The sequence below is a fragment of the Streptomyces kebangsaanensis genome, from assembly GCF_001906585.1.
In the GTDB taxonomy this organism is placed as follows: domain Bacteria; phylum Actinomycetota; class Actinomycetes; order Streptomycetales; family Streptomycetaceae; genus Streptomyces; species Streptomyces kebangsaanensis.
In genome coordinates, this window is the sequence record NZ_JUJA01000092.1 from 26,871 (window position 1) to 32,883 (window position 6,013).

At 64.7% G+C, this 6,013-nt stretch carries 2 protein-coding genes, 2 rRNA genes and 1 pseudogene; 3 read left to right on the top strand and 2 right to left on the bottom strand.

Features of this window, described 5'->3' with window-relative positions; all coding sequences use genetic code 11:
* The 3 genes and pseudogenes from RH94_RS43300 to RH94_RS13830 all read left to right on the top strand — a co-directional run.
* Window positions 1–269: pseudogene (locus tag RH94_RS43300) on the top strand (DUF4350 domain-containing protein); the annotation flags it as partial.
* A complete protein-coding gene (locus RH94_RS13825) occupies window positions 269–1,258 on the top strand; it encodes an AAA family ATPase (RefSeq protein ID WP_107428708.1) in 990 nt (329 codons plus the stop codon). The pseudogene RH94_RS43300 and the gene RH94_RS13825, both read left to right, overlap by 1 nt.
* Window positions 1,258–2,568: a DUF58 domain-containing protein gene (locus RH94_RS13830; protein ID WP_073947910.1), complete on the top strand. Its 1,311-nt coding sequence runs from the start codon at window positions 1,258–1,260 to the stop codon at window positions 2,566–2,568. The genes RH94_RS13825 and RH94_RS13830 overlap by 1 nt, the downstream gene beginning before the upstream one ends.
* A gap of 85 nt (window positions 2,569–2,653) precedes the next feature.
* On the opposite strand, the gene rrf is transcribed toward RH94_RS13830, so the two are convergent.
* Together rrf and RH94_RS13840 are read right to left on the bottom strand one after the other, a co-directional pair.
* Window positions 2,654–2,770 (bottom strand): 5S ribosomal RNA (gene rrf, locus RH94_RS13835).
* A 70-nt stretch (window positions 2,771–2,840) separates the two neighbouring features.
* Window positions 2,841–5,959: ribosomal RNA gene (locus RH94_RS13840) — 23S ribosomal RNA — on the bottom strand.
* Between the last annotated feature and the right edge of the window lie 54 nt (window positions 5,960–6,013).

Sequence of the window (6,013 nt, forward strand, 5' to 3'; positions counted from 1 at the left end):
CCCGCCTCTACCGCAAGGCGAACGCCCGCGACCGCGCCGCCACCGCTCTGCGCTCCACCACACGCACCCGCCTCGCCCCCCTCGTGGGCATCCCCGTCACCCAGGCACACACGCCCGAGGCCCTGCTCCCCGCCCTGTCCGCCCAAATCGGCAGTGACGGACAGTCCCTGCACGACCTGCTCTTCGGCCCGCCGCCCGGCGACGACGCGGCCCTCGTCTCCCTCGCCGACCGACTCGACGCCCTCGAAAGAGAGGTACGCCGTCCATGATGGACCCGACCACTGACAACGCCGGGCACACCGGGGACACGGCCGCCGCCCGGTCCTCCCTGGAAGCCCTGCGCGCCGAGATCGCCAAGGCCGTGGTCGGCCAGGATCCCGCCGTGACCGGTCTCGTCGTCGCCCTCCTGTGCCGCGGACACGTTCTCCTCGAAGGAGTCCCCGGGGTCGCCAAGACGTTGCTCGTCCGCACGCTCGCCGCCGCGCTGGACGTCGACACCAAGCGCGTCCAGTTCACCCCCGACCTGATGCCGAGCGACGTGACAGGCTCGCTGGTCTACGACGCCCGCACCGCCGAGTTCTCCTTCCAGCCCGGCCCGGTCTTCACCAACCTCCTCCTCGCCGACGAGATCAACCGCACCCCGCCCAAGACCCAGTCGTCGCTGCTCGAGGCCATGGAGGAGCGCCAGGTCACCGTCGACGGCACCCCGCGCCCGCTGCCCGACCCCTTCCTGGTCATCGCCACCCAGAACCCGGTCGAGTACGAGGGCACCTACCCCCTCCCCGAAGCCCAACTGGACCGCTTCCTGCTCAAACTGACGATCCCGCTGCCCTCCCGCCAGGACGAGATCGACGTCCTCACCCGCCACGCGGAGGGCTTCGACCCGCGCGACCTGCGCGCCGCCGGCGTACGCCCCGTGGCCGGCCCCGCCGACCTGGAAGCAGCCCGCGCCGCCATCGCCAAGACGACCGTCTCCCCCGAGGTCATGGCCTACGTCGTCGACATCTGCCGGGCGACCCGCGAATCCCCCTCCCTCACCCTCGGAGTCTCCCCGCGCGGCGCGACGGCCCTGCTGTCGACGGCCCGCGCCTGGGCCTGGCTGACCGGCCGCGACTACGTCACCCCCGACGACGTCAAGGCACTCGCCCTGCCCACCCTGCGCCATCGCGTGCAACTTCGCCCGGAGGCCGAGATGGAAGGCGTGACCGCCGACTCGGTGATCAACGCGATCCTCTCCCACGTCCCGGTCCCCCGCTGATGGCCCTCACCGGACGCGCCGCGCTCCTCGCGGCCCTCGGCTCCCTCCCCGTCGGCATCTGGGACGCCGGCTGGACAGGCGTCCTCGCCGTGAACGCCCCGCTGGCCGTCGCCTGCGCCTGCGACTACGCCCTCGCCGCGCCGGTACGACGCCTCGGCCTGACGCGCTCCGGCGACACCTCCGTACGCCTGGGCGAGAGCGCCGATGTCACTCTCACGGTCACCAACCCCTCCCGCCGCCCGCTCCGCGCCCAGCTGCGCGACGCCTGGCCGCCCAGCAGCTGGCAGCCCGGCACAGAGGCAGAAGCCTCCCGACACCGTCTGACCGTGCCGCCCGGCGAACGCCGCCGCGTCACCACTCGGCTGCGGCCCACCCGCCGCGGCGACCGCCAGGCCGACCGCGTCACGATCCGCTCCTACGGCCCTCTCGGGCTCTTCTCCCGCCAGGGCACCCACAAGGTCCCCTGGACGCTACGCGTGCTGCCCCCGTTCACCAGCCGCAAGCATCTGCCCGCCAAGCTCGCCCGGCTCCGGGAACTCGACGGCCGCACCAGCGTGCTCACACGCGGAGAAGGAACGGAATTCGACAGCCTGCGCGAGTACGTCCCCGGCGACGACACCCGCTCCATCGACTGGCGGGCCACGGCCCGTCAGTCCGCGGTCGCCGTACGCACCTGGCGTCCCGAACGCGACCGGCACATCCTGCTGGTCCTCGACACCGGCCGTACCTCCGCCGGCCGTGTGAGCGACGCCCCGCGCCTGGACGCTGCCATGGACGCGGCCCTGCTCCTCGCGGCTCTCGCCTCCCGCGCCGGCGACCGCGTCGACCTGCTCGCCTACGACCGCCGCGTACGCGCCCTCGTCCAGGGCCGCACGGCAGGAGATCTCCTCCCCTCCCTGGTCAACGCCATGGCGACGCTGGAACCCGAACTTCTCGAGACGGACGCCCGGGGCCTTACGGCCACGGCTCTGCGTACGGCTCCGCGCCGTTCGCTGATCGTGCTGCTGACCACTCTGGACGCGGCGCCCGTCGAGGAGGGTCTGCTGCCCGTGCTCCCCCAGCTCACTCAGCGCCATACGGTGCTGGTGGCCTCGGTGGCGGACCCCCACATCGCGCGGATGTCCGGATCCCGCGGAAACGTCGAGGCGGTGTACGAGGCCGCCGCGGCGGCCCAGGCGCAAACCGAACGCCGACGCACAGCAGAACAACTCCGCCGCCACGGCGTCACGATCGTCGACGCGACGCCGGAGGACCTGGCGCCGGCACTGGCGGACGCGTATCTGGCGTTGAAGGCAGCGGGACGACTCTGAAACGGGGGGCGTAAGCCCCCTGGGGCCAAGGGCCAGAAACGCAGAAAACCCCGCACCGTGAGGTGCGGGGTTTTCTTCAATATTTGTTCGGCGGTGTCCTACTCTCCCACAGGGTCCCCCCTGCAGTACCATCGGCGCTGTGAGGCTTAGCTTCCGGGTTCGGAATGTAACCGGGCGTTTCCCTCACGCTATGACCACCGAAACACGATGAAACAATCAACAACCATCGGCTGTTCGTGGTTTCAGAACCAACACAGTGGACGCGAGCAACTGGGGACAAGCCCTCGGCCTATTAGTACCGGTCACCTCCACGCCTCGCGGCGCTTCCAGATCCGGCCTATCAACCCAGTCGTCTACTGGGAGCCTTACCCCATCAAGTGGGTGGGAGTCCTCATCTCGAAGCAGGCTTCCCGCTTAGATGCTTTCAGCGGTTATCCCTCCCGAACGTAGCCAACCAGCCATGCCCTTGGCAGAACAACTGGCACACCAGAGGTTCGTCCGTCCCGGTCCTCTCGTACTAGGGACAGCCCTTCTCAAGACTCCTGCGCGCGCAGCGGATAGGGACCGAACTGTCTCACGACGTTCTAAACCCAGCTCGCGTACCGCTTTAATGGGCGAACAGCCCAACCCTTGGGACCGACTCCAGCCCCAGGATGCGACGAGCCGACATCGAGGTGCCAAACCATCCCGTCGATATGGACTCTTGGGGAAGATCAGCCTGTTATCCCCGGGGTACCTTTTATCCGTTGAGCGACGGCGCTTCCACAAGCCACCGCCGGATCACTAGTCCCGACTTTCGTCCCTGCTCGACCCGTCGGTCTCACAGTCAAGCTCCCTTGTGCACTTACACTCACCACCTGATTGCCAACCAGGCTGAGGGAACCTTTGGGCGCCTCCGTTACCCTTTAGGAGGCAACCGCCCCAGTTAAACTACCCATCAGACACTGTCCCTGATCCGGATCACGGACCCAGGTTAGACATCCAGCACGACCAGACTGGTATTTCAACGACGACTCCACCCCAACTGGCGTTGGGACTTCACAGTCTCCCAGCTATCCTACACAAGCCGAACCGAACACCAATATCAAACTGTAGTAAAGGTCCCGGGGTCTTTCCGTCCTGCTGCGCGAAACGAGCATCTTTACTCGTAGTGCAATTTCACCGGGCCTATGGTTGAGACAGCCGAGAAGTCGTTACGCCATTCGTGCAGGTCGGAACTTACCCGACAAGGAATTTCGCTACCTTAGGATGGTTATAGTTACCACCGCCGTTTACTGGCGCTTAAGTTCTCAGCTTCGCCCCACCGAAATGGAGCTAACCGGTCCCCTTAACGTTCCAGCACCGGGCAGGCGTCAGTCCGTATACCTCGCCTTACGGCTTCGCACGGACCTGTGTTTTTAGTAAACAGTCGCTTCTCGCTGGTCTCTGCGGCCACCCCCAGCTCGGAGTGCAAGACTCGTCACCGGGCGCGGCCCCCCTTCTCCCGAAGTTACGGGGGCATTTTGCCGAGTTCCTTAACCATAGTTCACCCGAACGCCTCGGTATTCTCTACCTGACCACCTGAGTCGGTTTAGGGTACGGGCCGCCATGAAACTCGCTAGAGGCTTTTCTCGACAGCATAGGATCATCCACTTCGCCACAATCGGCTCGGCATCAGGTCTCACCCTGGTGAGTGGCGGATTTGCCTACCACTCGGGCTACACCCTTACCCCGGGACAACCACCGCCCGGGCTGGACTACCTTCCTGCGTCACCCCATCACTCACCTACTAACCGCTTGGGCCGGCGGCTCCACCACTTTCCTTCCCCCGAAGGGTCCGGAACGGCTTCACGGCCTTAGCATCACGATGCTCGATGTTGATCGCGTCACAGCGGGTACCGGAATATCAACCGGTTATCCATCGACTACGCCTGTCGGCCTCGCCTTAGGTCCCGACTTACCCTGGGCAGATCAGCTTGACCCAGGAACCCTTAGTCAATCGGCGCACACGTTTCCCACGTGTGAATCGCTACTCATGCCTGCATTCTCACTCGTCAACCGTCCACAACTCGCTTCCGCGGCTGCTTCACCCGGCAGACGACGCTCCCCTACCCATCCGTACGGGCGTTGGCCCTGCATGTACGAATGACACGACTTCGGCGGTACGCTTGAGCCCCGCTACATTGTCGGCGCGGAATCACTAGACCAGTGAGCTATTACGCACTCTTTCAAGGGTGGCTGCTTCTAAGCCAACCTCCTGGTTGTCTGAGCGACTCCACATCCTTTCCCACTTAGCGTACGCTTGGGGGCCTTAGTCGATGCTCTGGGCTGTTTCCCTCTCGACCATGGAGCTTATCCCCCACGGTCTCACTGCCGCGCTCTCACTTGCCGGCATTCGGAGTTTGGCTAAGGTCAGTAACCCGGTAGGGCCCATCGCCTATCCAGTGCTCTACCTCCGGCAAGAAACACACGACGCTGCACCTAAATGCATTTCGGGGAGAACCAGCTATCACGGAGTTTGATTGGCCTTTCACCCCTAACCACAGGTCATCCCCCAGGTTTTCAACCCTGGTGGGTTCGGTCCTCCACGAAGTCTTACCTCCGCTTCAACCTGCCCATGGCTAGATCACTCCGCTTCGGGTCTTGAGCGTGCTACTGAAACGCCCTGTTCGGACTCGCTTTCGCTACGGCTCCCCCACCCGGGTTAACCTCGCAACACACCGCAAACTCGCAGGCTCATTCTTCAAAAGGCACGCAGTCACGAGAGTGCGCAAGCACACTCCGACGCTCCCACGGCTTGTAGGCACACGGTTTCAGGTACTATTTCACTCCCCTCCCGGGGTACTTTTCACCATTCCCTCACGGTACTCTCCGCTATCGGTCACCAGGGAATATTTAGGCTTAGCGGGTGGTCCCGCCAGATTCACACGGGATTTCTCGGGCCCCGTGCTACTTGGGTGTCTCTCCAACGAGCCGCTGACGTTTCGGCTACGGGGGTCTTACCCTCTGCGCCGGACCTTTCGCATGTCCTTCGCCTACGCCAACGGTTTCTGACTCGTCCTGTCGCCGGCAGACGACAGACAAGAGATCCCACAACCCCGCACGCGCAACCCCTGCCGGGTCTCACACGCCTGCGGTTTGGCCTCATCCGGTTTCGCTCGCCACTACTCCCGGAATCACGGTTGTTTTCTCTTCCTGCGGGTACTGAGATGTTTCACTTCCCCGCGTTCCCTCCGCTTGCCCTATGTGTTCAGGCAAGGGTGACAGCCCATGACGACTGCCGGGTTTCCCCATTCGGAAACCCCCGGATCACAGCCTGGTTGACGGCTCCCCGGGGACTATCGCGGCCTCCCACGTCCTTCATCGGTTCCTGGTGCCAAGGCATCCACCGTGCGCCCTTAAAAACTTGGCCACAGATGCTCGCGTCCACTGTGCAGTTCTCAAACAACGACCAGCCACCCGTCAC

What these genes read in the sequence shown, in the direction of transcription:
- RH94_RS13830 (WP_073947910.1), top strand. Translation starts at nt 1,258, where the DNA reads ATGGCCCTCACCGGACGCGCCGCGCTCCTCGCGGCCCTCGGCTCCCTC.
- RH94_RS13825 (WP_107428708.1), top strand. Translation starts at nt 269, where the DNA reads ATGGACCCGACCACTGACAACGCCGGGCACACCGGGGACACGGCCGCC.